This window comes from Microbacterium sp. 8M (assembly GCF_902506375.1).
In the GTDB taxonomy this organism is placed as follows: Bacteria; Actinomycetota; Actinomycetes; order Actinomycetales; family Microbacteriaceae; genus Microbacterium.
In genome coordinates this window covers 1,026,993-1,052,449 of sequence record NZ_LR733284.1, presented here as the reverse complement: position 1 = coordinate 1,052,449, position 25,457 = coordinate 1,026,993, and the positions used below count along the sequence as shown (strand labels likewise).

Genomic DNA, 25,457 nt, shown 5'->3' with positions numbered 1-25,457 from the left:
CCCGGTCGCCCCCTCCGCGCGACGTCTGCAGGACCGCGCGGCGCCTGCAGGACCACGCGACGTCTGCAGGACCACGCGACGTCTGCGGGACCGCGCGACATCTGCACGACTGAACCACGGATCTGATCCTGCCGGCGTCGCCGGATCCTGCATTCGTCGCGGGTTGCGTCCGCGGCGGCGACGTGTCAGACCGGGTCGCCCTGCACGGGTCCTTCGGTGTTCGGCTTCCAGCCCAGGGCCGGCGCGACGTGCTCGGCGAAGGCCTGCAGCACGTGCAGGTTGTACTCCGGACCCAGCTGATTCGGGATCGTCAGCATGAGGGTGTCAGCCGCCATCACGGCCTCGTCCTGCTTCAGCTGCGAGATGAGCACGTCCGGCTCGGCGGCATAGGTCTTGCCGAACGTGGAGCGGAAGCCGTCGATCACGCCGATCTGGTCGTGGTTCTCCTCCGAGCGCAGCCCGAAGTACGCGCGATCCCGATCCGAGACGAGGGGGAACACGCTGCGGCTCACCGAGACCCGGGGCGCGCCGGTGTGGCCCGCCTCCTTGTATGCGGCGCGGAACAGGTCGATCTGCTCCCGCTGCAGCTCGTGGAACGGCTGACCCGTGGCCTCGGTGAGCAGCGTCGAGCTCATCAGGTTCAGGCCCTTGCGCCCGGTCTCCTCCGCCGTGGCGCGGGAACCGGCTCCCCACCAGATGTGGTCTCGCAGCGTCGGCGACTGCGGCTCGATCGCCAGGTACTGCCCCGCGCCTACCATCCGCGGGTCACCGGGAGCCACGCGGGCCCCGTCGATCACCTGGAGGAACAGGTCGAACTTCTCGCGGGCCATCGCGCCGCCGCGCTCCGGATCCTCCTCGTCGTGGAAGCCGAACGTCTCGTAGCCGCGCAGCGCCGTCTCGGGTGAGCCCCGGCTCACGCCGAGCGCGATGCGACCATCGGCGATCCAGTCGAGCGCGGCGGCCTCCTCGGCGAACTGGAACGGGTTCTCGTAGCGCATGTCGATGACGCCGGTGCCCACCTCGATGCGTCGGGTGCGCGCCGCCATCGCCGAGAGCAGCGGCATCGGCGACGCGGCCTGGCGCGCCCAGTGGTGCACGCGCACGTACGCGCCGTTGACGCCGATCTCGTCGGCCCCCTCGGCCAGCTCGATGGTCTGGCGCAGCATGTCGCCGGCCGTGCGCGTGGCGGATCCGGGCACGTCGCCGTAGTGCCCGAAGGAGAGGAATCCGAAAGCCTTCATGATGTATTCGAACGCATAGATCTTGGATCTATTCCGTTCCGCCTCCCGCCGGGATCAGGAAGCCGTCGGTCACCAGACCGCGCAGCCTCGGTTCGAGATCGGCCCAGAGGTCGGCGAGCGGCACCTCGAACAGGTCGGCGAGTGCTGCGGCGATCTGGGTGACCGTGAGCTCGCCGTCGCAGGCGCCGACGAATCCGGCGAGCGCGGGATCCACCGATACGGTGCGGCCGAAGCCGCCGCCCTGGCGCAGCTCGATCACGCTCGGCGCGTCCTGACCCGGCAGGTGGTGACGGGCCTCGGTGACATCGGGGGCCACGAGCAGCACGTCGGGCAGGCCGTCGGCGAGCGCGTCATGTCCGGCGAGCCCGTCGCGGAACGCCCGGCCGACGCTGGTCACGGGCTGGGTGAGCGTCTCGAAGCGACGCAGCGGCGCAGGCGGCGCCCCCTCCGGCTCCGCCACGTCCGGGCGCCGGATCAGCACGTACCCGAACCCGATCTCGGTGACCCCGCGCACGGCGAAGTCGTCGAGCCACGCGTCCAGCAGCGGCTCGAAGCCGGCATCGCGGGGCGTGGTGCCGCCGTCGCGGATCCAGAGCTCCGCGTAGGCGAGCGGCGAGAGCGTCTCGCGCTGCACGACCCAGGCGTCGAGCGCCGGGTCGATCCACGACTCCATCCGGCGCATGCCGAGCTCGGCGCCGATCGACTCCCAATTGCCGAGCAGCTGCGCCGCCCCGCCGGGGACGAGATGCGCGGGCGCCGTGCGCACGAACGCCTCGACGAGCGCATCCCCGATGAGACCGCCGTCGCGATACTCGTACTCGGGCACATCGGCGCCCCGCGGCGTGATCACGAACGGCGGATTCGAGACGATCAGACCGAAGCTCTCGCCCGCCACGGGCTCGAACAGGCTCCCGCAGCGGAACTCGATGTTCTGCACGCCGGCGAGCATCGCGTTCAGCTCGGCGTATGCGAGCGCCCGGGCCGAGATGTCCGTCGCGATGACGGATCCGGCATGCCGCGACACGAGCAGCGCCTGGATCCCGCAGCCCGTGCCGAGATCCAGGGCGCGCTCGACCTCGATCGGCATCACGAGCGACGCGAGCGTGCGCGAGGCACCGCCCACGCCGAGGACGTGGTCGGGCGGAAGCACGCCGTCGGCGTCGAGGTGGTGCAGCGCCAGCTCGTCGAGGTCGCTCGCGATCCACCACTCCCCCACGCCATCGGCATCCACGAAGGACTGCGGACGGATGAGCGCCGCGGGGACGACGAGTCCGCCGTCGCGGTACGCCAGCCCCAGTGCCTCGATGCCGTCCACGCCGGTGCGGGCGAGGGCTGCGGCGACCTCGGCCTCCGGCTGCGGCATCCCGAGGACGAACAGCCGCCCGAGCGTCGCCAGGGCGTCGGTGCGTCCGGCGATCGCCCGCAGCAGCGGGGACCGGACACCGCGGGCGAGCGCGTCGTCGGCCTCCGCACCCCAGGCGGCGCGCAGCGGCTCCGAACGGAGATCGGCGGCGTCCAGGTCGGCGGCGAGCGCCGCGCAGAGCAGCGGGTCGGGGCGGGGCGTGAGGTGTCGGACCACGGCGTCAGCCTACGCGTGCGAGAGAGCGTGCGAGAGAGCAGGCTCCGCCGGTGAGCGCGCCCCTCCTACCGATGCGCACCCTGCCCGCCTCCAGGGATCGGCGGTGCGCGCCGCCTAGAATCTCAGGGCCAGCACTCGCCGCGCCTCGTGCGCCCGACGGATCCCCATGACTGCGACCACGACAGCGAACTCCCCCCTCCGACTGCGCCTCCGCCGCGCCGCAGGGGCCGTCGCCGTCGCCCTGGGGCTGGCGCTGCCGCTCGCGGTGCCGACGCCGGCCGCCGCGGAGAGCACCCCCACCCCGAGCCCTACGCAGACGCCCGAGCACGAGGGAGTGCAGGTCGCGCTGCTTCCCGACGCGAAAGGCTCCTACATCTCCGGCACTCCGCTGAGCGCCACTCTGGCGCTGCGCAACGACGCCACCACGGGCCTCGGCGTCGGCACCGTCCACCTGGAACTGGGCCGCACCGCCCTGGGCGACCGGCACGCCGTGAGCGCGTGGCTGGACGGTTCCGCGGATACGCCGGCACTCAGCCCGATCGGGGATGTCCGCACCACGGCCGTCGGCGCCGAGGGCACGTCCCGCACGCAAGTCGTCGTGCCCGCCGGTGACGTCGGCGCGCTCGCCCCCGGCGTGTACCCGCTGCGCGCGCGCTTCGAGGCGCCCGCCGCGGCCGGCGCCCCCGCCCCCGCGGCCGACTCGCGCACCGTGCTGGTCGTGGCCCAGGGCGCACCCGCGACCGTCATCACGGTGGTGCCGATCACGGCCGCGCCCAAGGGCGACCTGCTGAGCGCCGCGGAGCTCACCGCCCTGACCGCGCCGGAGGGCGCTCTCACCGCGCAGTTGGACGGCGTGGCCGGCACGCCAGCCGTGCTCGCGATCGACCCGTCGATCCCCACGGCGATCCGGGTTCTGGGCACGGCGGCGCCCGCCACCGCGACCGCATGGCTTGCGCGCCTCGAGGCCCTGCCCAACGAGCGCTTCACGCTGCAGTTCGGCGATGCAGACGCGACCGCCCAGGCCGCAGCAGGGCTGACCGCACCACTCACCGTCGACGACTTCGCCCCGTTCCTGGGCCCCGCCGGCAGCCCGCCGTCCACCCCCACGCCGACCCCGACCGCGACGGCGACCACGACGGCGCCCGCCGAGCCTTCGCCCGATGCGATCACCGGAGCGCGCTCCGACATCCTGTGGCCGCGGGGCGAGGTGACGCCGGCGCAGATCGCGACGATGTCGCACTACGGTGAGGCCGGATCCACCACTATCCCGATCCTCCCCTCGACCGCCTTCACCGCGGGCGCGGAGGGTGGCGCGGTCGCGACGCGCGGCACGGTCGGCGGATCCGCCGTGCTCGTCTCGGACGAGGCCGTGTCGGCCGCCCTCAGCGACGTCGCCGCGCAGTCCGATGCGAACGCCCGTGGGAGCGCGCTCACGGCGGCGAACGCGATGCTCTGGTTCGACGCCCCCGGCTCGACCGTTCTCGCGGGTCTCTCCCGCGCGGACAGCCGTCCCGCGCAGGGTCTCGCCGATGCCGTGACCGCGTTCAGCGGAGGGCTGGACGGCCGCCTCGACCGCGTGCTGTCCGCCCCGCCCGTCGAACTGAGCGTGGCGACCGAGTCCGCCGAGGACCGCGCCGCTGCCGTGCTCGCGCTGCAGCAGGACGCCGACCGTCTCGCCCAGTTCGCGACGATCCTCGAGCGCCCGGCCGACCTCACGGTGCGCGAGCGCATCTCGATGATGCGGCTGCTCGGCGTCGGTGTGCACACCACCCCGGAAGACTTCGCCGCCGCACTCAACGGGCACCGCACCGCGACGCAGAAGACCATGGAGGCGGTCGGGATCCAGCCGTCCAACCCGATCCTGATCAGTCCCAAGGTGAACGTTCCGGTGTGGGTGCGCAACGATCTGCCCTACCCCGTGCGCGTGCGGCTGCACGTCGTGCCCAGCGACTCCCGGATCGAAGTGCCGGCGGCGACGGACGTCGAGGCGCTGCCGTCCAGCACCACGCCGGTGCGCCTCCCGCTGGAGTCGCACGTGGCCAACGCCGAGATCACCCTGTCCATGTCGCTGACGAGCCCGACCGGCGTGGCGATCGGACCGCAGCAGACCGCGCGCCTGACGATCCGCGCCGAGTGGGAGACGATCGGTCTCATCGTGTTCGGCACCCTCGGGCTGCTCCTGATCGGCGCCGGCATCTTCCGCACCGTCCGCCGCCGGAAGGCCGTTGCGAAGACGCATGCCGCCGAAGGCATGGAAGGGTCCGTCGGAGGTCAGCAACAGGATGATGCGCCGCCGTCCGAGGCGATGGAGAGGTCCGGATCCGCTTCGGCGTCATCCGCTTCGGCAGAACCCGAATCGTCTCGCGAGGAGGCGCATGAGTAGTCTCGGCCGCGCGAGCGCCGTCCTCGCCGCCGGAACCATGGTGTCGCGGATCACAGGTCTGCTCCGCACGATCGTGCTGGTGGGCGTGATCGGCGCCGTCGGCAAGGCTCCGGACGCGTTCAGCATCGCGAATCAGCTGCCGAACGACGTCTTCTCACTGATCTCCGTCGGCGTGCTCACCGCAGTCCTCGTCCCGCAGATCGTGCGGGCCGTCGCCGGCGAGGACGGCGGCAGCGCCTTCATCTCGAAGATCTTCACCGCCGGCACCGTCGTGCTGGTCGGCGCGACCGTGATCGCGACGCTGGCCACGCCCGCACTGGTCTCGCTGATCATCCCACCCGAGTTCTCCGAGGCGCAGCAGGCGCTCGCCATCGCGTTCGGGTACTGGTGCATGCCGCAGATCCTGTTCTACGGCCTTTACGCGCTCATCGGCGAGACACTGAATGCGCGCAGGATCTTCGGCCCGTTCACCTGGGCTCCCGTCGTGAACAACCTCATCTCGATCGCCGGGTTCCTGGTGATCGGGGCGATGTTCGGCTCGCCCCTCAGCGACATCTCCGACTGGACCCCCGATCGCATCGCCTGGCTCGGCGGCACCGCCACGCTCGGCATAGCGCTCCAGGCGGCCGTCCTGCTCGCGTTCTGGCCGCGCACCCGGCTGGCGCTGCGCATCGATTTCCGCTGGCGTGGAGTGGGGCTGGGCAACATCGTGAAGCTCGCCGGGTGGACCATGCTGATGGCCCTCTCCAGCCTGGCCGCGGGCTTCTACCAGCACCGGATCGCGATCAACGCCTCGGGCCACGATCCGTCGATCACGGTCATGAACAACGCCTGGCTGATCTTCATGCTCCCGTACTCGGTGATCGTACTCTCGATCGGCACGCCCTACTTCACCCAGCTCAGCGAGCACGCCCATGCGGGGCGGATTGCGGAGGTGCGCGCCGACATCGCGCGCAGCATCCGCACGCTCGGGTTCTTCCTCATGGGCGCGCTGGCGGCGGTCCTCGCCGCCGCCGTGCCTGCGTCCCGCATCTTCACCGATGACCGCGACGAAGCGCAGATGGCCGCCCCCGTGCTGATCGGCTACCTCGTGGCTCTGGTCCCGCTCGCCGTGCTGTTCATCGTCCAGCGCACGTTCTATGCACTCGGCGACACCCGCACACCATTCTTCTTCACGATTTTCCAATGCGTGCTCATCGTCGCCACAGCGTTCGGCGCGCAGCTGCTGAACCACACCGGTGTCGTGCCGCTCTCCCTGCTCGCGGCCACCATCGCCCTCGGACAGTCGATCTCGAGCATCCTGCAGACGATCGTCGCGAGCGCGCTGCTGTCGCGCCGCCTCGGTGGAATCGGGGCCGGTGACTGGATCCCTGCCCTGCTCCGCTTTCTCGGTGCCGCGCTTCCCGCATCCGCAGCGGGCTGGGGGGTCTTCGTGCTGCTCGGCGGCGCAAGTGGATGGACGGCGGTCGACCGGATCCCCGCCGCGATCGGCTGCCTGATCATCGCCACGGTGGTTCTCGCCGTCTACATCGGCGTCCTCGCCGTCTTCCGCGCTCCCGAGCTCGACGCGCTCAAGGGCCTCGCACGCCGGTTCGTGCCGAGCCGCTGAGCGCATCCTCGTCATGACGCGTTCCTACCCCGACACCCTCGCCGCGCCGATCGTCCGCGAGCTCGTCGTCAAGAAGTCGCGCTTCATCGCTCGCATCGCACCGGTTCGCTCCGTCGACGAGGCCGAAGCCGTCATCGCCGCGGTGCGGCGCCAGTATTGGGACGCCCGCCACAACTGCACCGCGATGGTGACGGGGCTCGCCGGCGATCAGGCGCGATCCTCGGACGACGGCGAGCCGTCCGGCACTGCAGGGATGCCCATGCTGGAGGTGCTGCGCCGGCGCGGTCTCACCGACGTCGTCGCCGTGGTGACCCGCTACTTCGGCGGCGTGAAGCTCGGGGCGGGCGGTCTCATCCGCGCGTACTCGACCGCGGTCTCCGAGGCGCTGGACGAAGCGGCGCTGCTGCACCGGCGGGAGCTGCTCGAGGCGCGGGTCGAGGTGCCGCACGGCGAAGCGGGACGCATCGACAACGCCCTGCGGGACTGGGCCGCCGCGCACGGATCGACCTTCGGCGACGTCGCCTACGGGGCGTCCGCCTCGTTCACCCTGTGGATCCCGTCCGCCGACCGGGACGCGCTGGTCGATGACGTCGCCGCCCTCTCGGCCGGCGCCCTCTCGCCCGTCTTCGGCAACACGCGCGTCGTCGACGTCCCCGCCTGAGACGCGGGGCCGGCCTGCCGCCGTGAGGCGCCGGCGACCTCCAGGTCCGCGGAATGCCGCGCCGGTACCATGTGTTGAAGCGTGCGACAGCAAGGAGAAGCAATGCGACAGGTCATCATCATCGGTTCGGGACCTGCGGGGTTCACCGCGGCGATCTACGCGGCCCGCGCGAACCTGAACCCGGTGCTCGTGGCGAGCTCGGTCGAGGTCGGCGGCGAGCTGATGAAGACCACCGAGGTCGAGAACTTCCCCGGCTTCCCCGAAGGCATCCAGGGCCCCGACCTGATGGCCAAGATGCAGGAGCAGGCCGAGCGCTTCGGCACCGAGGTGCTCTACGACGACGTCACGGAGCTGGACCTCGATGGCGACGTCAAGAAGGTGACTCTCGGCAGCGGCACCGTGCTCGAGGCCGCCTCCATCATCTACGCCACCGGATCCGCCTACCGCACGCTCGGCATCCCCGGTGAGGAGCGCCTCTCCGGTCACGGCGTCTCGTGGTGCGCGACCTGTGACGGCTTCTTCTTCCGCGACCGCACGATCGCGGTCGTCGGGGGCGGCGACTCGGCCATGGAGGAGGCCACCTTCCTGACGAAGTTCGCGTCCAAGGTGTACGTCATCCACCGCAAGGACACGCTGCGCGCCTCGAAGATCATGCAGGAGCGCGCGTTCGCGAACGACAAGATCGAGTTCATCTGGAACAGCGCGGTCGAGGAGGTCCTCGGCGAGGATGCCACCACCGGCGTGCGCCTGCGCAACACGGTCGACGGCACCGTCACCGACCTTCCTGTCGACGGCCTCTTCATCGCGATCGGCAACGACCCCCGTACGCACCTCGTGCACGGCAAGCTCGACCTCACGCCCGAGGGCACGATCTGGGTCGACGGCCGCAGCTCCCGCACCTCCGTGCCCGGAGTCTTCGCCGCCGGCGACGTCATCGACCCGACGTACCGGCAGGCCGTCACTGCTGCTGGATCCGGGACCGTCGCCGCCCTCGACGTCGAGCACTTCCTGGCCGCGCTGTCGGACGGAACCGCGGCGGAAGCTGCCCTCGCCTGATCGGCGGGAACAGTTCAGGCCTCATCGCTGTTGACCTCACCGAGCGTCTCGCGCTCACACGAACAAGGAGAATCATGACTGCCAAGGCAACCAGCCAGGCGACCTGGGAGCAGGACGTGCTTCAGGCCGAAGGCCCCGTTCTGGTCGACTTCTGGGCCGCGTGGTGCGGACCGTGTCGCATGGTCGCGCCCGTGCTGGACGAGATCCAGTCGGAGAACCCGGACAAGATCACCATCCTCAAGCTCAACGTGGACGAGAATCCGGATCTGGCGATGAAGTACCAGATCACGTCGATTCCGGCCATGAAGGTCTTCCAGGGCGGCGAGGTCAAGACCACGATCATCGGCGCCAAGCCGAAGTTCGCGCTCGAGCAGGATCTGGCCGCGTTCCTCGGCTGACGACACGCTGACGAAGCCCGCCCTCGCCACGGAGGGCGGGCTTTTTCGTGCTCTGCAGTCCATCCCGGCTTGCTACTCCCCTGCTTCGGATGCGTCATCCTCCGGATCGGCGTGCGCGGACAAGGCCGGAGACGGGTCGCTCGGCGGGGTCCCGACCGCGCTGTGCGTGCCGCCCTCCGCGACGTAGGTCACCACGACCCGTGACCAGCTTTCGACGAGGCTCCCGGCAGGGGCGTCCTGGGATGTCACCCAGAACAACCCTGGCCACGTTCGCGCAAGCAGACTCGGACCGTCGAGGTCGTCGCTCGTGAGGAGGATGCGCTTCTCAGCGGCCTCGTCACTCGCCACGTGGACTGCCTTACCGACGAAGTCCGGCACGACGACCCGGTCCTGCTCCGGCATGTCGTCGTCCTCCCTTTTGGCCCAAACATGGAGGATCCTTCTCTCGCCCCCATTTCGCACTCTACGCCCCCGTTTCACGTGAAACATCCCTGCAGTCAGCCTCGCAGTGCCACCTCGTGGCTCGCGGCCGCGCATCGGGCTGAGGGCGGAGGGGTGCCTACTTCGGGTGCATCGGGAGGGTCCCCTGAAGCGGGAAGGAACCCGCTCTGCACCTGAAGACAGCACCCCGGAGCCCGGCCGCACTACGCGGTACCGACCACGTTTCACGTGAAACCACGACGCGCTGGGGAACGTGCGCGTTCTAGGAACGTGCTTCGTCGGCGAGGAGATCCCAGCGACGGTACTTCGGGCCATCGCCGAGCAGCCCCCACACGATCGGTGTCAGCTCCGGGTAGTCCAGGGCGATACGGCGCAGAACCTCGAAGTTGCGGGCGTCGTCGGGACGGACGCCGCCGCTCTCGACGATCTCGTCGGCGCGCAGCAGGAAGACCACGAGCTCGTCGACGCTGGGCAGCTCTTCCATGAACGCCCAGGGATCCTCTCCCCCGAGCAGCCGCTCCTGGACGAGGACGGCCAGCTCGTCCGCCGCTTCCGCGCGCAGCACTTCCAGGCTTGCGCGTCGCGTCGGGGATTCACTCACCTGCCAAGCCTACGCGGGACCGGGGACACGAAGGCCCGGACGGGATCCGCTTTCAGCGAATGCCTTCCGGGCCGGTGTGCACGTCGGTGCTCGGACGTCAGGCGCCGAAACCTTCCTGCCCGATCTCCGCGAGGATCCGGTTCAGATCCTGAATCGACGCGAATTCGATCTTGACCTGGCCTTTCCTTGCCCCGAGAGCGATCTGGACGCGGGTGTTGAGGCGGTCTCCGAGCTTGCCCGCGACGTCGTCGAGGTAGGCGCGGCGCGCTCCTGCCTGCGGCTTGGGCGACTTCGTGACCGTGCCCGCGGCGGCGATGGTCTTCGCCGCCTCCTCGGTGGCCCGCACGGAGAGGTCCTCATTCACGACCTTGTCCGCGAGCCGCTGCATGAGCTCGGGGTCGTCGAGTGAGAGGATCGCACGCGCGTGACCGGCGGTCAGGACGCCGGCCGCGACCCGCTGCTGCACAGGGACGGGCAGCCGCAGCAGCCGGATGGTGTTGCTCACCTGGGGGCGTGAACGCCCGATCCGCGCTGCGAGCGCCTCCTGAGTGATCCCGAAGTCCTCGAGCAGCTGCTGGTAGGCCGATGCCTCCTCCAGCGGGTTCAGCTGCGAGCGGTGCAGGTTCTCGAGAAGCGCGTCGCGCAGCAGATCCTCGTCGGCGGTCTCACGGAGGATGGCGGGAATGGAGTCGAGGCCGGCCTCGCGGGCGGCGCGCGTGCGCCGCTCCCCCATGATCAGCTCGTACTGACCCTCGGCGTTCTCGCGCACCACGACGGGCTGCAGCACGCCGAACTCCCGCACGCTGTGCACCAGCTCGGCCAGATCGTCCTCGTTGAAGTGGGTGCGCGGCTGGCGCGGGTTCGGGACGATATCCCGCGGATCGACGCGGATGAGGCGAGCACCCGGAACCGCGACGAGATCCGCTTCTTCCTCGGCGGTCACCGCCGGGGCGGACTCCTTCACCGCCTCAGCGACGCGTGCACCGGGGAAGAAGACGTCGACGGGACGCTCCGCTGCATCCGAAGTGGGGATGAGCGCCCCGATCCCCCGGCCGAGTCCCGTGCGTTTGGCCATCAGTGCCCCTTCTCGTTGTCGTCGGTCGCCCGGCGGGCGATCTCCACTGCTGCTTCGCGGTAGGCGACGGCGCCCACCGACTGTCCGTCATACGCGATCACCGTCTGGCCGAAGCTGGGCGCCTCCGATACGCGGACGGAACGCGGGATCACGGTGTCCAGCACCTCGCGCGGGAAGTGACCGCGCACCTCCTCGGCGACCTGCTGCGCAAGACGAGTCCGACCGTCGAACATGGTCAGGAGGATGGTGGACATCGTGAGCTGCGGATTGAGGTGCTTCTGGATCATCCGGATGTTCCCGAGAAGCTGGCTCAGCCCCTCGAGGGCGTAATACTCGCACTGGATCGGGATCATCACCTCGGTCGCGGCCGTGAAGGCGTTGATGGTCAGCAGCCCCAGCGACGGTGGGCAGTCGATGATGACGATGTCAATGGGGTGCGCGGCGAGATAGTCGTTCAGCGCGGTGCGAAGCCGATGCTCCCGAGCGACTTGGGAGACCAGTTCGATCTCCGCGCCGGCGAGGTGGATGGTGCTCGGTGCGCACAGGAGATTCGGGGACTCCGGGCTCACCTGCACCACATCAGCAAGGGGCACGTCGCTGATGAGTACGTCGTAGATGCTCTGCAGGTCCGCCGTGTGAGGTACCCCGAGAGCTGTGGATGCGTTTCCCTGCGGATCCAGGTCGATCACGAGGACCTTCGCGCCGAGTTCCGCCATCGCTGACGCGACGTTCACCGCCGTCGTCGTCTTACCGACGCCGCCCTTCTGGTTCGAGATCGTGAAGATGCGCGTAGGGCCATCGAAGGAGACAGTGACCGCCTCCAATGCCTTGCGGCGAGCGGCCAGATCCGCGATCTCCCGAGCCAGAGGGGTGTCCACGCCGTAATCAGCAGTCGAGGTGTTCGAGGACTGTTTCACGTGAAACATCCACTCCTTTCGACGATCTCCGACGGGGGAACGACGGAATCTCCACTCTAACCGGCGCGGCTGACAATCCCGTCCCTCATGCCCCGATCTGCGTGATGTTTCACGTGAAACCTGCTTGTGTGGACCGATCACCCACCCGCGCCCGGAGAGCCCCCGTGCGCGTCTGCCGCGGGCGGCAGGACGGTGCGCCGTCAACGAGCTGAACGTGCCCCTCCCGTCGGCTGTCCACTCCGCATTGCCAGGCGCGTCACTGAATGAGCCGTAATGGAGCCTCTTCGGCTTCGTTCATGCTGCGAGCGATCCCGCCGATCGCTACCACCTGCACACCCGCCGTCCGCAGGCAACGGAAGCGCAGGGGTGGCTACTACACGGTCCGCAGGGTCTGCCTCCCTTTGTCCCTCAGCCTGGCGTGCGACGGATGTTTCACGTGAAACACCCTGTGCGGTGGCCCATGGGGGAAGCGCAGTGCTCGTTGGTGGAGGTGCAGTGCTCGTTGGGGATGGGTAGGCAGGTGGACCACGGTTGACCGCGAGTTTTGAGCGCCCAGCTGATGACGAACGAGGACTCGGCGCGCCGGAACCACCCGTCATCGCCGCCGCACCCGGCTCCACCCGCGTGGCCGAGGGATCTTGACAGTACGCGCGTAGTCGCCGCAGCGAGTGCGGACTCCCCTGCGCCTGTCACACTGCCTGCAGGTACCGCCCAGCTCGCGCCTACACCTTGCGGGGGCTCAACCCGCGACAAGGCGGCAAGTAGACTCCGTCGCGGGACACTCGCACGAGCTCAGCCTCGTGACAGGCAACGGCTCACCATCGGCGTATCCGCGCAGCTCATCTCAGAGCGTCTTCTGAACCTCGGAGCCCGCCGAAGAACCGATGGAGCACTGACTCCTGTGTATCTTCCGCCGACCGTCGCGTGAATCGGCTCTCCCTGCATCCGAAGCGGCTCCGTTCTGTTCTGTTCTGCGATGCACACTCGACTCGGCGCTGCTGTGCTCTGCGATGCTCGGCTCGGCCGTGCTCGGCCGTGCTGCGCTGTGCGATTCTCGACTCTGCTCTGCGATGCTCGGCGCTGCATTGCGATGCTCGACTGCGCTCTACGAAGCTCGGCTCGGCTCCGCTGGAGCGAGCAAGAGCTCCGACGGGCCACTGGCGCGATCCGGACCCGTGCGGCGTCGCAAATGGCGGGTCTTCCGCCGATCCGCTCGAGCCGCGCAGTGCTCGTCAAATCGGTCAAACACCCGTCGTCGTCTAGGAACCCCTAGTCATCCTTACGACTTGGTACAGCCTTCGGCTCTCGCGCTCCGTTTCACGTGAAACATCCGCGCCTCACGCTCCACCAGTCACGGAATGCGATCCCCACGTGCCTCCGTCGCCCACCACACGACGCAGCAACACGGGCCACTCGATCGATCCAGCGGAACGGATCAGGTCGACCACTCACGCAAGGCGCGAGCGTCTCCGTACCAAAGCCGCGACTAAGCACTCATTCCACACCAGGCCAACGCAGACATCAATCCAGCCTCGACACCCACCCCGCGCGGACACCACCCAGCGTGAGCACCAAGAACGGCGGAAGCACCAGACCCGGCGCAACCACCAGATCCAGCGCAACCACCAGATCCAGCGCAACCACCAGATCCAGCGCAACCACCAGATCCAGCGTGAGCACCCGATTGCGGGCGCTAGCATCAGAACCCAGCGCGCGCACCAAACCCAGCGCGCGAACAGGACCCAGCGTGAGCACCAGAACCAGCGGCAGCCGTGACCCACAGCGTGAGCCAGTCCCAGCACCAGCCACACGCCGTTTCACGTGAAACATCCGCTGGAACGACGCTGCGCGGAATGGATAGCCCGACAAACGGCTCACTAGCGCGACACACGTGAGCTTTCCGCCGCTCCGCGGATCAGCAGAAGGTAGCAGCATCACGACGTCGGGAACATCGGGAGCCTCTCGGCAAGGCGCGGGAGGTCACGTGCTGAGCGCCCACATCGCGACGCAGGGCCCGACTCATCGACATAGACGAACACGGATGCGCTCGCAAGCCGGCACGGAAGTACGCCAGCGACGTCAGTGAGAGCGAATCACGAGGAAGACGAAGGCGGTCTGACCTCAGAAGACGATTGCCCGTGCGTCACGAAGCGGGCCGGACCCGCCTACTCCTCCGAAGCCGCATCGCGCCGGCCAGAGGTTGTGTCTACAGGATCGGCGAGGACTACCGGTAGCCGCAGGATCCGACGATGCGGCTCCCGCGACTGCCCGATCTTCCGACACGACGTCGGTCACGGCAGTACCCCACACGGGGACACGCGGGTCAGGCGCGAACGGCAGGGGACACGCGGGTCAGGCGCGAACGGTAGCGCGGAAGACGCGCGTCGTCTCGGCGAGCACGCCCTCCCCCAGGGTCTCCACGCGCACATCGCTGAGCAGGAACTTGCGGATCTGTTTCTGCGCCGCGCTGATCTCGTTCTCCGCGTTGGCACCCTTCAGGAGGGCCAACTCTCCCCCGTTGCGGACCAGGGGCGCGGTCCACGGCAGCAGGGTGCGCAGTGCACTCACCGCGCGGGCGGTCACCATGTCGAAACGCGCGCTAAGGCCGACCTCCTCAGCCCGGCCACGCACCACCGTGACGTTCGAAAGGCCGAGCGCGGCCACCTGCTCATCGAGCCACGCGACGCGGCGCTCCATCGGCTCGATGAGCGTCCAGCTCACGTCCGGGCGTGCGATCGCGAGGACGATACCGGGCAGCCCTGCCCCGGAGCCGACGTCCGCGACCTCCCCGCGGAAGAGCGGGGCGGCGATCGCGCTGTTGAGGATATGGCGGGTCCACAGTCGCGGGACCTCCAGGGGGCCGATCAGCCCGCGCTCTTCACCCTGCTCCGCGAGCGCCGAGGTGAAAGCACGTGCGAGCTCGATGCGGTCGCCGAACAGCGCCGCGGCGGCCGCGGGTTCCGGTTCGAGCCCCGAGGCACCGGTCGCGAGATCAGCCATGTTTCACGTGAAACGTCAGTGCCGACGGATGACCGTGTGGCGCGCCGGTCCGTCGCCGTACGACTCGGAGACGAGGCCGCGCTCAGCCACGATGTCGTGGACCAGCTTGCGCTCATAGCTCGACATCGACGGCAGCGACGCCTGGGACGCGCCCTCGTCGAGCTTCGCCACGGCGGAATCCACCAGACGCTCGAGCTGCGAGCGCCGTGCATCACGCGAGCCGGCCACGTCCAGGATCACGCGGGAGAACGTGCCGGTGCTGGTCTGCACCGCGAGGCGCGTCAGCTCCTGCAGAGCCTGGACCGTCTCGGGCGCGGAGAGCAGGCGCAGACCGTCACCCTCGGCCTCGACCGACACGTAAGCCCGGCCCTGCTTGACGTCGAGCGTCAGATCGCCGTCGATGTCGGCGATGTCCAGCAGCCCCTCGATGAAGTCGGCCGCGACGTCGCCCTCATGCTCGAGGTCCGAGACGGTCGGCTCAGACAGGCTCTGCTCGCTCATGACTGATCTCCGCTCTGGGGCTTGGTCCCCTGTTCCTTCTTGGCACGCTTGGCGCTCTTCGGCTGCTGCCTCTTGGGCTGCTGCGCGCGCAGACGCTCCGCGTCCTCGAGCATCTTCTGCTGCTCCGCCTCGTACACCGCCATCGGGACGACCTTGCCCTCGGAGTTGATGGCCTTGCCCTTCCGCGCCAGACGCTCCTCACGTGCCTTGGCGGCGTCGGATCCGGGAGTCGGCATCTCTCGCAGAACCAGGAACTGCTGGCCCATGGTCCACAGGTTGCTGACGAACCAGTAGATGACCACGCCGAGCGGGAAGAACAGACCCGAGAAGATGAAGCCCAGCGGCAGGATGTACAGCATGATCTTCTGCATCTGATACGCCTGGCCGGTCTTGGCCTCGGGCGACAGGTTCTTCGAGATGATCTGCAGCTGGGTGAAGAACTGGGATCCGATCATGAGGATCACCAGGACGATGAGGATCGCGACCGTGGCCTCCCAGCCGGCCGGCTTGTGCTGCACCGCGTCGACGAGGCTGGTGTGCAGCGGCGCCACTCCGAAGAGGGTCGCGTCGTAGAACTGCTTGGTGAGCTCCTTCGTGAGAAGCCACACGCCGCCGACACCGGCCTCCGCGTGCTTCTTGACATCGCTCAGGGTGTAGAACATGCCGAGCAGGAAGGGCATCTGCACCAGCAGCGGAAGACAGCTCGACATCGGGGTCGTGCCGTGCTTCTTGTACAGGGCCATGGTCTCGCGACTCATCGCCTCGCGACTCAGCTGATCCCGCTTGCCCTTGTACTTCTCCTGAACTTTTCGCAGTTCAGGAGCGATTTCCATCATCTTGCGCTGGCTCTTGATCTGCCGCACGAAGAGCGGGAAGACCGCCGCGCGGATCACCAGCACCAGGCCGACGATCGACAGGACCCAGGTGAGGCCCGCCGCCCCCGGGAGACCGATCGTGGTGAACAGCCAATGCCAGGCGACGAGGATCGCCTCGACCAGTGCCTTGAACGGCCACATGATGGTGCCGAGGAGATCGAAGCCGCCGCTCGAGGCAGCGGGCGTCGTTGACGCGGCAAACAGGAGGTCGGAACCCACTGATCAGTCCTTTCGGGAGGGTACGACGAATCCTCGAGGCGTGAGGGCGTGTCGGAAGTTCTTGTGCAGCGGCACGTCGTCCACGCCGCCGTGGCTCCAGGGATTGCAGCGCAGGATCCGCCACGCCGAAAGGCCTGCGCCTTTCACCGCGCCATGCTGTTGCACCGCACCTACAGCGTATGCGGAGCAGCTGGGGTAATACGCACAGACGTCGCCATAGAGCGGCGAGATGACCGCGCGGTACGCCGTGAGGAAGCCCAGCACCAGGTTCCGCGGCAGCAGCGGCGCCGCCCGCAGCAGATCCGCGGCGTGCAGATGCGCCGTGCCGCGTGAGTAGGCCGGCAGTGCGCTCATCGCACACCCCGGGCGACCGCACGGTCCACGTCGGCCAGCAGCTCGGCGAAGGGCGCCGCGGCTGCGGAGGGGAGTGCCCGGATGACCACGTCGATGCCGTCGGGCAGAGGGAGCTGACGGGCGCAGGCATCCTTCAGGCGTCGCCGCACAGTGTTGCGGGTCACTGCGTTCCCCACCTGCTTGCTCACGATGAAACCGAAGCGCACGGGGCGCTGCTCACCGGTGTCGAGCACCGAGACGATCAACCGGGGCCCGCCGTATCGCCGCCCGCGCCGAACCACCGTGCGGTAGTCGGACCCGCGGGTGAGTCGATGCGGGCGGGCGAGCACGGATTACGCCGAGAGCTCGGCACGGCCCTTCGAGCGGCGTGCCGACAGGATGGCGCGGCCGGCGCGGGTGCGCATGCGGGCGCGGAAGCCGTGCTTCTTGGCGCGGCGGCGGTTGTTGGGCTGGAACGTGCGCTTGCTCATGATTTCTCCGGAAAGGGAAGCTGTCACCGGGATCGATGCGGCCGGAGACGGGTGGACAAAGACTGCCGAAATGGCATAAGTCAACCGATTAAGGCTACGACGTCGCTTCCCACATCGCAAACTGAGCGGGCGAAAGCACCATTATCCACACCTGTGGACGGATCCCCCCACAGGGACACGCCGCCGCTGAGCCCCCGTCACGGCTTGCCCTCGCGGCCCTCGCTGACTACCGTGGCACGAGCAGTTATCCACAGGAGCGAGATCGAAATCCGCCGCTGTGCCGAGTCACCCGGGGGAACCATGTCAGCATCCGCAGCGTCCGACGTCCCGATCTGGGACGAGCTGCTCGCCGAGCTGGCCGGCGATGAGCGCGTCACCGCCCCGCTGCAGGGGTTCCTCAACCTCGCCGTCCCCGCCGGCGTGATGACTGCGACGCTCTACCTCGAGGTCCCCAACGACCTCACCGCCGGACAGATCAACAAGCGCCTCCGCCTGCCGATCATGGAGGCGCTCGCCCGGATCGGCGACGAGGTCACCTCCTTCCGCGTCACCGTGAACCACGACATGGTCGAGCAGCAGACGGTGCCCATCCCCGTCGCCGACTTCGCGTCCGCCCGCCAGGAGCCGGCCCGCGTCGAGTCCCCCATCGAGCAGCAGCCCACGCCGATCCGCCACGAGTCGCGGCTCAACCCGAAGTACACCTTCGACAACTTCGTCATCGGGCAGTCCAACCGCTTCGCGCACGCGGCAGCCGTCGCCGTGGCAGAGGCGCCGGCGAAGGCCTACAACCCGCTGTTCATCTACGGCGGGCCGGGCCTCGGCAAGACGCACCTGCTGCACGCGATCGGCGACTACGCGCAGTCCCTGTACGCCGGGGTCAAGGTGCGCTACGTGTCGAGCGAGGAGTTCACCAACGACTTCATCAACTCGATCGCCAACAACCGCGGATCCGCCTTCCAGGCGCGCTACCGCGAGGTCGACATCCTGATGATCGACGACATCCAGTTCCTGCAGGGCCGTGCGGAGACCCAGGAGGCGTTCTTCCACACCTTCAACCAGCTGCACGACCACAACAAGCAGGTCGTGATCACCAGCGACGTGCCGCCCAAGCACCTCACCGGCTTCGAGGAGCGGATGCGCAGCCGCTTCGAGTGGGGTCTCATCACCGACGTGCAGGCACCCGACCTCGAGACCCGCATCGCGATCCTGCGCAAGAAGGCGCAGAGCGAGCAGCTGCATGTGCCCGACGACGTGCTCGAGTACATCGCGACCAAGGTCTCCTCGAACATCCGCGAGCTCGAGGGCGCCCTCATCCGAGCCACGGCGTTCGCGAACCTGAACCGCTCCGCCCTCGACATCGCCACCGCGCAGACCGCGCTGCGCGACATCGTGGACCAGGACGAGGACAGCATCGTCTCGCCGACCGACATCATCACCACCACGGCGAACTACTTCAAGCTCACCGAGGACGACCTGTACGGATCCAGCCGGTCGCAGCAGATCGCGACCGCCCGTCAGATCGCGATGTACCTGTGCCGGGAGCGCACCAACCTCTCCCTGCCGAAGATCGGGCAGCTCTTCGGCAACCGCGATCACACCACCGTGATGTACGCGTACAAGAAGATCAGCGAGCTCATGAAGGAGCGCCGCGCGATCTTCAACCAGGTGACCGAGATCACCGCTCAGCTCAGCCGGCGCTGACCGAGCCCATCCCACGGCGTCCTGCCCCCTCGAAGGGGTCCCCCTCCCACAGCGATCGCCCCGGAACGGCCCCAGGAGCGCCGAGGACGGAACAGCGGCGATCGGGTGGCGCATTCTGGCATGCGCGCTCTCCGCGTGTCCACATGTGGATAACTTGGGGATATCTCCCCGGCCGGACGGCGTGGATTCCCCACACAGCACCCGGATCTGTGGATAACTCGGCGGACAGGATCCGCTCGCCCTCCCCCACGACCCCCGTGTTTCCGCACGATCTCCACAAGTCACAGACGTGTAGTTCCCTACGGCCGCAAAGCATCCCCAGAGTTATCCACAGTATCCACAGGCGTTAACACCGTTAAGAACTCCTTTCGAATCTCCGGCCATCGATCACCTCCCGGAGCCGGGCTGGGGATGGATCCGAATCCGGAAGGCTGCGATCTGGACGCGACGCCCCGTGGCATTAGCATGGGATCCCCTGGTGTGTGCCAGCGGACCGCGGGCGCGTTCGACGCGACCCTGCGGAATCAGACGACGGAGGAGCGCCGGTGAGGTTCCAGGTCAATCGCGATGTCTTCAGCGAAGCAGTGTCCTTCGTCGTCAAGCTCCTGCCCCAGCGCAACCCGCAGCCGATCCTGGCCGGTGTGCTGATCGAGGCCGGCGACGACGGCCTCACCCTCTCCGCGTTCGACTACGAGGCCTCGGCCCGGACAACCATCGAGGCGACGGTCGACGAGCCCGGCACGATCCTCGTGCACGGGCGGCTGCTCTCCGACATCGCGAGCCGCCTGCCCAACGCGCCGATCGAGATCGCGGTCGAGGAGGACGGCGGTGTCGCCGTGCGATGCGGATCCGCGCGGTTCACCCTCGCCGCCATGCCGGTCGAGGAGTACCCGTCGATCCCCGAGGTGTCCGGCACCAGCGGCCTGGTCCCGGCCGAGGAGTTCGGCACCGCGATCGCCCAGGTGGCCTTCGCCGCCTCGCGCGACGACGTCACCCCCGTGCTGACCGGTGTGCAGCTCGAGGTCAGCGAGAACACGCTGAGCCTCGTGGCCACCGACCGCTACCGGGTGTCCCTGCGCGACGTGCCATGGGACGGCGAGGCCTCCGAGCAGACCGCGCTCGTCCCCGCCCGCACTCTGCAGGAGGTCGGCAAGACCTTCGGGCACGCCGGCACCATCCAGATCTCGTTCTCCGGCGCCGGCGACCGCGAGATCATCGCGTTCACCGCGGGCAACAAGACCGTCACCTCGCTGCTCATCAAGGGCAACTTCCCGCCGGTGCGCCGTCTCTTCCCCGAGCAGACCGACCACCACGCCGTCGTCAACACCGCCGACCTCACCGAGGCGGTCCGCCGCGTGGCCCTGGTGCTGGACCGCTCCGCGCCACTGCGGTTCACGTTCGACACGTCGTCGGTCACGATGGACGCCTCAGGCGGCGAGCAGGCGCGAGCCTCCGAGTCGGTCGACGCGCACCTGAACGGCGAGGACGTCACGCTCGGCCTCAACCCGCAGTACCTGCTGGAGGCGCTGGGCGCTGTGAAGAGCGAGTTCGTGCGCGTCACGTTCACCTCCTCGGACAACGCGAACAAGCTCAGCCCCGTGCTGATCACCAGCCAGACCTCGGTCGACAAGGCCGGCCTGGACTCGTTCAAGTACCTGCTGCAGCCCAACCTGCTGCTGCGGTGATGCGGCTGGATCCGATAGATCCCGCGCTCGCGGCGCGCATCATCGCGCGCGAGGAGCGCCCCGGCGACGATTGGCATCCGGAGTACCCGTTCGAGGACGAACTCGTGCCGCTGCGCTCGCTGGCCGCGCGTGACAGCGCGGATCCGGTGTTCACGCTGTACGCGATCCGGGACGACGACGGCCTCGCGGTCGGCGGATTCGGCTTCTTCGGACCGCCCGACGAGAGCGGCACCGTCGAGTTCGGCTACGGCCTCGTGCCCTCGGCGCGCGGACGCGGCCTCGCAACCGCCGCGGTGACCGAGGGCCTGCGGATCGCCGCCGCGAACGGTGCCGTCCGCGCCATCGCCGACACCGAGGAGAGCAACGCGGCCTCGCTCGCCGTGCTGACCCGCGCGGGGATGACCGAGATGCGCCGCGAGGGCGGCGTGGTCTACGTCGCCCGCGAGCTCTGACCCCGTTCCGCAGGCAGGATCGCCGCCGTCTCGGTCGCCGGAACCGGACCCCGCGCTGTCGGGGGCCGCGGGTAAGGTTGCTCGGGTGATTGTGGAGCACCTCAGCCTCGTGGACTTCCGCAATTACGCGACCGCCGAGCTCGCGCTGCATCGCGGTCCGAACGTCCTCGTCGGCCGCAACGGCCAGGGCAAGACCAACCTCGCCGAGGCCATCGTCTTCCTCGCGACGCTGGGGTCGCACCGCGTCTCGTCGGATGCGCCGATGGTGCGCGACGGCCAGGAGGCCGCGATCGTCCGCGCCCGGCTGGCGCACGGTCAGCGGAAGGTGCTGATCGAGGTGCAGATCAACCGGCAGGGGTCCAACAAGGCGCGGATCAACGGCGCGCCTGGCCGCACCGCGGATCTCCCCCGCTACGCCCACGTCGTGCTCTTCGCACCGGAGGATCTGCAGATCGTCCGAGGGGATCCATCCGCACGGCGGCGCTTCGCCGACCAGCTGCTGATCCAGCGCACCCCGCGGATGTCCGCCGTGCTCGGCGACTACGACCGCGTGCTCCGACAGCGCACGGCGCTACTGAAATCGGCGCGGGCGCGCGGCATCAAGACCGAGGCCCTGAGCACGCTGGACGTCTGGGACGACAAGCTCATCGCCCTCGGATCTGAGATCATCGACGCCCGCTCCCGGCTCGCCGCGGACCTGCAGCCCGGACTCACCGACGCCTATGCCGCGATCGCCGGCGCCGACCACGATCCGCGGCTGCACTGGGCCCAGTCGATCCGCGGCGGCGACCCCGAGGAGGGCGACGACGCCGAGACCTCGGACAGCGGCGGCAGCACGGCCGACCTGTTCCGTGCGGCGCTCGCGGCGAAGCGCTCGGCCGAGCTCGAGCGCGGCTTGACGCTCGTCGGCCCGCATCGCGACGACCTCGTGCTGCGGGTGCGCGACCTCCCGGTCAAGGGGTACGCCTCGCACGGAGAGTCCTGGTCGATCGCCCTCGCGCTGCGGCTCGCGTCCGCGGAGCTGCTGCGCGCGGAGTCGCCCGCCGGGGATCCGGTGCTCATCCTCGACGACGTCTTCGCCGAGCTCGACGCCGAGCGCCGACGCCGGCTCGCAGGCATCACGTCGGGGTACGAGCAGGTGCTCGTGACCGCCGCCGTCGAGGAGGACATCCCCGAGGTGTTGCACCGGCATGTGGTCCGCATCTCTGCCGGCACCATCACGGACGAGCGGGAGGCGAACCCGGTCCCTGAGCCTGTCGAAGGGACGCCGCGTCCGCCGTCCGTCGCTTCGACGGGCTCAGCGACCGGGGTCGCGGTCGACGGGACGCAGAACGGGGAGGTGGACGATGACTGAGCAGGGCGAGCCCGACGTCCCGGAGACCGTCGCGACCTACCTGCGCCTGCGCGGACTCAAGCCCAGCTCGAAGAACTGGAAGCGCAAGAAGCGCATCGTCGACGACGAGAACGCACCGTTCACGCCGGGGCGGGATCCGGGATCCCTCGGCGACGTCCTCGCCAAGCTCACCCGCGACGCCGGATGGGAGGCCGCACTGAGCCGCGAGGACCTGGTGCTGCAGTGGGCCGAGCTCGCCGGTCCCGATACCGCGAAGCACTCCGAGCCGGTGTCGCTCGAGGGCGGGATGCTCACCGTGAAGTGCGATTCGACGGCCTGGGCGAAGAACCTGCAGTACATGCGCGCGGTGATCATCACCGAGATCGGGCGCCGGTACCCTGAGGCCGGCGTCGAGAACATCCGCTTCGTCGGGCCGGACGTCCCTTCCTGGAAATGGGGTCCCAGAGTCGCTCCAGGGCGCGGTCCGCGCGATACCTACGGGTGAGGCAGGATCCATCCTGTTTCATGGCCGTTAAGGCGCGCAGAAGCGCGTACAACGAGACAGGAAGGGGTCTTTCCGATAGACTGGGCGCCTAGATCTTCGATGTGGAGCCACCCCTCAGATGACGCCTGAAACCCCCTCTGACGCGAACGAATCGACCCAGACGGGGGCTGAAGCACCCGGATCCGCGAAGACCGGCAACAGCTCGGGTGCTCCCGCAGGCCAGGCCGCGGAGTACGGGGCCGACTCGATCCAGATCCTCGAGGGTCTGGAGGCCGTCCGCAAGCGCCCCGGCATGTACATCGGGTCCACCGGACCGCGCGGGCTCCACCACCTCGTCTACGAGATCGTCGACAACTCGGTCGACGAGGCACTCGCCGGCTATGCCGACACGATCCTCGTCACCCTGCTCGCCGACGGCGGCGTCCGCGTCGTCGACAACGGCCGCGGCATCCCGGTCGATCCGCACTCCTCCGACCCGACCAAGTCGACCGTCGAGGTGGTGCTGACCATCCTGCACGCCGGCGGCAAGTTCGGCGGAGGCGCGTACGCGGTCTCCGGTGGCCTGCACGGTGTCGGCTCCTCCGTGGTGAACGCCCTCTCCACCCGCTTCGAGGTCGAGGTCAAGCAGAAGGGCTTCGTCTGGCGGCACAGCTTCGCCGACGGCGGCGCCCCGCAGCAGCAGCTCGAGAAGGGCGAGGCCACGACCGAGACCGGGACGGCGATCACGTTCTGGCCGGACGCGAGCATCTTCCAGGAGACGGTCGAGTTCGACTACGACACCCTGCGCACCCGCTTCCAGCAGATGGCGTTCCTGAACAAGGGCCTGCGCATCGAGCTGCACGACGAGCGCGAGGGCGCGACGGTCGACGAGGAGGTCGAGGGCACGGTCGTGACGCGCCAGCGCTCCGACGTGTTCTTCTACGAGCGCGGTCTCGTCGACTACGTCGAATACCTCAACCACGTGCGCAAGGCCGATGTGGTCAACGACGAGATCATCGCCTTCGAGTCCGAGGACACGGCCCGCAAGATCTCCCTCGAGGTCGCAATGCAGTGGACCACCGGATACACCGAGAACGTGTTCACCTACGCGAACACGATCAACACGCATGAGGGCGGCACCCACGAGGAGGGCTTCCGCGCGGCGCTGACGACGCTCGTCAACCGCTACGCGCGCGCGAACAACATCCTCAAGGAGAAGGACGACAACCTCACCGGCGACGACGTGCGCGAGGGCCTCACCGCCGTCATCTCGATCAAGCTCGGCGAGCCCCAGTTCGAGGGACAGACCAAGACCAAGCTCGGCAACACCGAGGCGAAGGCGTTCACGCAGAAGGTCGTCGGCGATCAGCTCGGCGACTGGTTCGACCGCAACCCGAAGCAGGCCAGGAACGTGGTGACCAAGGCCGTCGAGGCCGCGACCGCCCGCCTGGCCGCGCGCAAGGCGCGTGAGACGGCCCGGCGCAAGAGCGTCTTCGAGTCCGCCGCCATGCCCGACAAGCTCAAGGACTGCACGAGCAAGGATCCGTCGATCTCCGAGATCTTCCTCGTGGAGGGCGACTCGGCCGGCGGCTCCGCCGTGCAGGGCCGCGACCCGCACACGCAGGCGATCCTGGCGCTGCGCGGCAAGATCCTGAACGTCGAGCGCGCACGTCTGGACAAGGCCCTGGCCAACAAGGAGGTCCAGGCGATGATCCAGGCCTTCGGCACGGGCATCGGCGAGGACTTCGACCTCGAGAAGGCGCGCTATCACAAGATCGTGCTGATGGCGGATGCCGATGTCGACGGCCAGCACATCACGACGCTGCTGCTCACGCTGCTGTTCCGCTACATGCGCGGTCTCATCGAGGCGGGCTACGTGTTCCTCGCGATGCCGCCGCTGTACCGCCTGAAGTGGACCAACTCGCCGCACGAGTACGTGTACTCCGATGCGGAGCGCGACGCGCTGCTCGAGCACGGGCTGGCCAACGGCAAGCGGATCCCCAAGGAGGCGGGCATCCAGCGCTACAAGGGTCTCGGCGAGATGAACGCCAAGGAGCTGTGGGAGACCACCATGGACCACACGACGCGCACGCTGCGGCAGATCACGATCGACGACGCCGCCGCGGCGGACGAGATCTTCAGCGTGCTGATGGGCGAGGACGTCGAGTCGCGCCGCAGCTTCATCCAGCGCAACGCCAAGGACGTCCGCTTCCTGGACATCTGACCCCACGACAAGCGAAGACTCGGGTTGCGCCCCTCTGGACGACGCGGAGCGCAGCGCGGAAACGACAAGCAGACGAGAGAAGGGCGGAGGGGGTGTGATCTCCGGGAGCAGAGGGAGGGGCCCGCGAAGCGGGAAGGAACCCGCTCTGCTCCCGGAGATCACACACCCGGAGCCCGGCCGCACAACGACCGCACTGCG

At 68.8% G+C, this 25,457-nt stretch carries 24 protein-coding genes; 11 read left to right on the top strand and 13 right to left on the bottom strand.

What is annotated here, in order from left to right; translation table 11 throughout:
• Positions 1-185 precede the first annotated feature (185 nt).
• Positions 186-1,241, bottom strand: a complete 1,056-nt coding sequence (locus AERO9AM_RS04985) for an LLM class flavin-dependent oxidoreductase (RefSeq protein WP_159575152.1) — start codon at positions 1,239-1,241, stop codon at positions 186-188.
• Positions 1,242-1,269: 28 nt separating this feature from the next.
• Positions 1,270-2,820 (bottom strand): N5-glutamine methyltransferase family protein, encoded by a 1,551-nt coding sequence (locus AERO9AM_RS04980; protein WP_159575151.1) that lies wholly within the window; start codon positions 2,818-2,820, stop codon positions 1,270-1,272.
• A gap of 166 nt (positions 2,821-2,986) precedes the next feature.
• On the opposite strand from AERO9AM_RS04980, the gene AERO9AM_RS04975 reads away from it, so the two are divergent.
• The 5 genes from AERO9AM_RS04975 (at position 2,987) to trxA (ending at position 8,927) form a co-directional block, all read left to right on the top strand.
• Positions 2,987-5,203: a DUF6049 family protein gene (locus AERO9AM_RS04975; protein WP_159575150.1), complete on the top strand. Its 2,217-nt coding sequence runs from the start codon at positions 2,987-2,989 to the stop codon at positions 5,201-5,203.
• Positions 5,196-6,812, top strand: coding sequence for a murein biosynthesis integral membrane protein MurJ (gene murJ, locus AERO9AM_RS04970; protein ID WP_159575149.1), 1,617 nt, complete (start codon positions 5,196-5,198; stop codon positions 6,810-6,812). Before AERO9AM_RS04975 ends, murJ begins: the two co-directional genes overlap by 8 nt.
• Before the next feature lie 13 nt (positions 6,813-6,825).
• Positions 6,826-7,473, top strand: coding sequence for an IMPACT family protein (locus AERO9AM_RS04965; protein WP_159575148.1), 648 nt, complete (start codon positions 6,826-6,828; stop codon positions 7,471-7,473).
• A gap of 102 nt (positions 7,474-7,575) precedes the next feature.
• Positions 7,576-8,529 (top strand): thioredoxin-disulfide reductase, encoded by a 954-nt coding sequence (gene trxB, locus AERO9AM_RS04960; protein WP_159575147.1) that lies wholly within the window; start codon positions 7,576-7,578, stop codon positions 8,527-8,529.
• 74 nt (positions 8,530-8,603) lie between these two features.
• The gene (gene trxA / locus AERO9AM_RS04955; RefSeq protein ID WP_159575146.1) at positions 8,604-8,927 is read left to right on the top strand and encodes a thioredoxin; all 324 of its coding nucleotides are present in this window, start codon (positions 8,604-8,606) and stop codon (positions 8,925-8,927) included.
• 72 nt (positions 8,928-8,999) lie between these two features.
• Here the strand turns inward: trxA and AERO9AM_RS04950 are convergent, their stop codons facing one another.
• The 11 genes from AERO9AM_RS04950 to rpmH all read right to left on the bottom strand — a co-directional run bounded on the left by AERO9AM_RS04950 (position 9,000) and on the right by rpmH (position 17,380).
• Complete coding sequence (locus tag AERO9AM_RS04950) at positions 9,000-9,329, bottom strand: hypothetical protein (protein WP_159575145.1); 330 nt, start codon at positions 9,327-9,329, stop codon at positions 9,000-9,002.
• A 301-nt stretch (positions 9,330-9,630) separates the two neighbouring features.
• On the bottom strand, positions 9,631-9,969 hold the full coding sequence (locus AERO9AM_RS04945; protein WP_159575144.1) for a tryptophan synthase subunit alpha: 339 nt from the start codon (positions 9,967-9,969) through the stop codon (positions 9,631-9,633).
• A gap of 97 nt (positions 9,970-10,066) precedes the next feature.
• A complete protein-coding gene (locus tag AERO9AM_RS04940) occupies positions 10,067-11,044 on the bottom strand; it encodes a ParB/RepB/Spo0J family partition protein (protein WP_159575143.1) in 978 nt (325 codons plus the stop codon).
• Positions 11,044-11,970, bottom strand: a complete 927-nt coding sequence (locus AERO9AM_RS04935) for a ParA family protein (RefSeq protein ID WP_159577377.1) — start codon at positions 11,968-11,970, stop codon at positions 11,044-11,046. The genes AERO9AM_RS04940 and AERO9AM_RS04935 overlap by 1 nt, the downstream gene beginning before the upstream one ends.
• 1,512 nt (positions 11,971-13,482) lie before the next feature.
• A complete protein-coding gene (locus tag AERO9AM_RS04930; RefSeq protein ID WP_159575142.1) occupies positions 13,483-13,716 on the bottom strand; it encodes a hypothetical protein in 234 nt (77 codons plus the stop codon).
• Between the two features lie 597 nt (positions 13,717-14,313).
• Positions 14,314-14,961: a 16S rRNA (guanine(527)-N(7))-methyltransferase RsmG gene (rsmG, locus tag AERO9AM_RS04925; RefSeq protein WP_159575141.1), complete on the bottom strand. Its 648-nt coding sequence runs from the start codon at positions 14,959-14,961 to the stop codon at positions 14,314-14,316.
• A gap of 15 nt (positions 14,962-14,976) precedes the next feature.
• On the bottom strand, positions 14,977-15,462 hold the full coding sequence (locus AERO9AM_RS04920) for a Jag family protein (protein ID WP_159575140.1): 486 nt from the start codon (positions 15,460-15,462) through the stop codon (positions 14,977-14,979).
• The gene (yidC, locus tag AERO9AM_RS04915) at positions 15,459-16,556 is read right to left on the bottom strand and encodes a membrane protein insertase YidC (protein ID WP_159575139.1); all 1,098 of its coding nucleotides are present in this window, start codon (positions 16,554-16,556) and stop codon (positions 15,459-15,461) included. The genes AERO9AM_RS04920 and yidC overlap by 4 nt, the downstream gene beginning before the upstream one ends.
• 3 nt (positions 16,557-16,559) lie before the next feature.
• Positions 16,560-16,910: a membrane protein insertion efficiency factor YidD gene (gene yidD / locus AERO9AM_RS04910; RefSeq protein ID WP_159575138.1), complete on the bottom strand. Its 351-nt coding sequence runs from the start codon at positions 16,908-16,910 to the stop codon at positions 16,560-16,562.
• Positions 16,907-17,239: a ribonuclease P protein component gene (rnpA, locus tag AERO9AM_RS04905; RefSeq protein WP_159575137.1), complete on the bottom strand. Its 333-nt coding sequence runs from the start codon at positions 17,237-17,239 to the stop codon at positions 16,907-16,909. The genes yidD and rnpA overlap by 4 nt, the downstream gene beginning before the upstream one ends.
• Positions 17,240-17,242: 3 nt before the next feature.
• Entirely contained in the window at positions 17,243-17,380 is a 138-nt protein-coding gene (rpmH, locus tag AERO9AM_RS04900; protein WP_045250217.1) for a 50S ribosomal protein L34, read from the bottom strand.
• Positions 17,381-17,680: 300 nt separating this feature from the next.
• Here rpmH and dnaA point away from each other — a divergent pair, with 300 nt between their 5' ends.
• From dnaA to gyrB, 6 genes are all read left to right on the top strand, one after another.
• Positions 17,681-19,081 carry a chromosomal replication initiator protein DnaA gene (dnaA, locus tag AERO9AM_RS04895; RefSeq protein ID WP_159575136.1) on the top strand — a complete coding sequence of 467 codons (1,401 nt, stop codon included), beginning with the start codon at positions 17,681-17,683 and terminating at the stop codon, positions 19,079-19,081.
• Between the two features lie 545 nt (positions 19,082-19,626).
• Positions 19,627-20,766 carry a DNA polymerase III subunit beta gene (dnaN, locus tag AERO9AM_RS04890; protein ID WP_159575135.1) on the top strand — a complete coding sequence of 380 codons (1,140 nt, stop codon included), beginning with the start codon at positions 19,627-19,629 and terminating at the stop codon, positions 20,764-20,766.
• Positions 20,766-21,218 carry a GNAT family N-acetyltransferase gene (locus AERO9AM_RS04885; protein ID WP_159575134.1) on the top strand — a complete coding sequence of 151 codons (453 nt, stop codon included), beginning with the start codon at positions 20,766-20,768 and terminating at the stop codon, positions 21,216-21,218. The genes dnaN and AERO9AM_RS04885 overlap by 1 nt, the downstream gene beginning before the upstream one ends.
• An 85-nt stretch (positions 21,219-21,303) precedes the next feature.
• Positions 21,304-22,572, top strand: coding sequence for a DNA replication/repair protein RecF (gene recF, locus AERO9AM_RS04880; RefSeq protein ID WP_159575133.1), 1,269 nt, complete (start codon positions 21,304-21,306; stop codon positions 22,570-22,572).
• Positions 22,565-23,056, top strand: a complete 492-nt coding sequence (locus tag AERO9AM_RS04875) for a DUF721 domain-containing protein (protein ID WP_159575132.1) — start codon at positions 22,565-22,567, stop codon at positions 23,054-23,056. The genes recF and AERO9AM_RS04875 overlap by 8 nt, the downstream gene beginning before the upstream one ends.
• 118 nt (positions 23,057-23,174) lie before the next feature.
• Positions 23,175-25,259, top strand: a complete 2,085-nt coding sequence (gene gyrB / locus AERO9AM_RS04870; RefSeq protein ID WP_159575131.1) for a DNA topoisomerase (ATP-hydrolyzing) subunit B — start codon at positions 23,175-23,177, stop codon at positions 25,257-25,259.
• Positions 25,260-25,457: the final 198 nt, after the last annotated feature.